Consider the following 1,082-nt stretch of genomic DNA (forward strand, 5'->3'; position numbering starts at 1 on the left):
GTAAGCCTTCGGTGAAATGCATCTTTTGTCCTAATTGCTTTGCTTTTATTTTTGCAAAAAACAAAAAAATATGATGACAAAAGAAGAAATAGCTTCCATAGTCCTTTATTGCAAAGATAATAATGTAAGCTTTAAGAACCGTTTGAGAGAATTAGGAATAATGCCATGGCGTTTTTATGATGCCAAAAGCAAATATGCAAAGAGCAACAATAATGAACTATTGGAAATAGGTAACAAAGGTAATTTCATCCCGTGTCCTGATTTAACCAGAAAGTGTTCACGTGCAAAGAATAAGCATGAAGACAGATTGTGTAGTAGTATAAATATAGAGCTACAATCAGTTAACGGTACAATAATGAGAATACATGGTGAATTAAGTAGTTCTCAGATAGAAAGTATTATCCTGTCAGCTACCGGTCATGTTTAGTCTTGGGGATAGTAACCGTTATCTGTTGTTCAGTGAACCTACAGATATGAGAAAGAGCTTCCATACTTTAAGCGGGCTTGTTACCAACATCATGGGTTCAAATCCACATAATGGTGATGTCTTTATTTTTATAAACAGACATCGTAACCGTATAAAGCTTCTGCATTGGGAACCGGGAGGTATGGTTATATATAGCAAAATGCTTGAAAGAGGAACCTTTGCACTTCCTGACCTGTCTTCTGCAACCTCTTCATCATATGTCATGCAATGGCGTGATCTCGTGCTCTTGGTTGAAGGAATTATGGAAAAGGCAGATAGTCGTCAGAATCGTCTCATACATCTGAGAAACATGCAGTTATAGTAGCAATTATATTTACATAAATTTGTCTAATTAGCTGATTATCATTATATTTGTTCTATAATAAACACGATAATGACGGAAGCGGAAGTAATAGCTCTACAGAAAGAAAATGAGCGTCTCAGGAATTTGGTAAGCAGCCTTGAAAGTCAGCTTGCATGGCTTCGTAAGAAGGTCTTTGGCAGTATGAGTGAGAAACATCTTCCACTAAATCCTGATGAACTTCAGCTTAACCTGTTCCCGGAACAGATGAGCGATGATGAGAAGGCAAAACTTGAGGCAGAGGTCTCTGCAGAA

General features: G+C 37.2%; 3 protein-coding genes. All 3 read left to right on the forward strand.

Annotation, left to right across the window (positions count from 1 at the left end; translation table 11 throughout):
- The first annotated feature begins 70 nt into the window (after positions 1 to 70).
- The gene (locus JCM15092_RS14275) at positions 71 to 427 is read left to right on the forward strand and encodes a hypothetical protein (RefSeq protein WP_024995225.1); all 357 of its coding nucleotides are present in this window, start codon (positions 71 to 73) and stop codon (positions 425 to 427) included.
- Entirely contained in the window at positions 420 to 788 is a 369-nt protein-coding gene (gene tnpB / locus JCM15092_RS14280) for an IS66 family insertion sequence element accessory protein TnpB (RefSeq protein WP_024995226.1), read from the forward strand. The genes JCM15092_RS14275 and tnpB overlap by 8 nt, the downstream gene beginning before the upstream one ends.
- Positions 789 to 860: 72 nt before the next feature.
- Positions 861 to 1,082: IS66 family transposase (locus JCM15092_RS16385; RefSeq protein WP_034542132.1), on the forward strand; the 222-nt coding region annotated here is incomplete at its 3' end.

The organism is Phocaeicola paurosaccharolyticus JCM 15092 (assembly GCF_000613805.1).
Lineage (GTDB): Bacteria > Bacteroidota > Bacteroidia > Bacteroidales > Bacteroidaceae > Phocaeicola > Phocaeicola paurosaccharolyticus.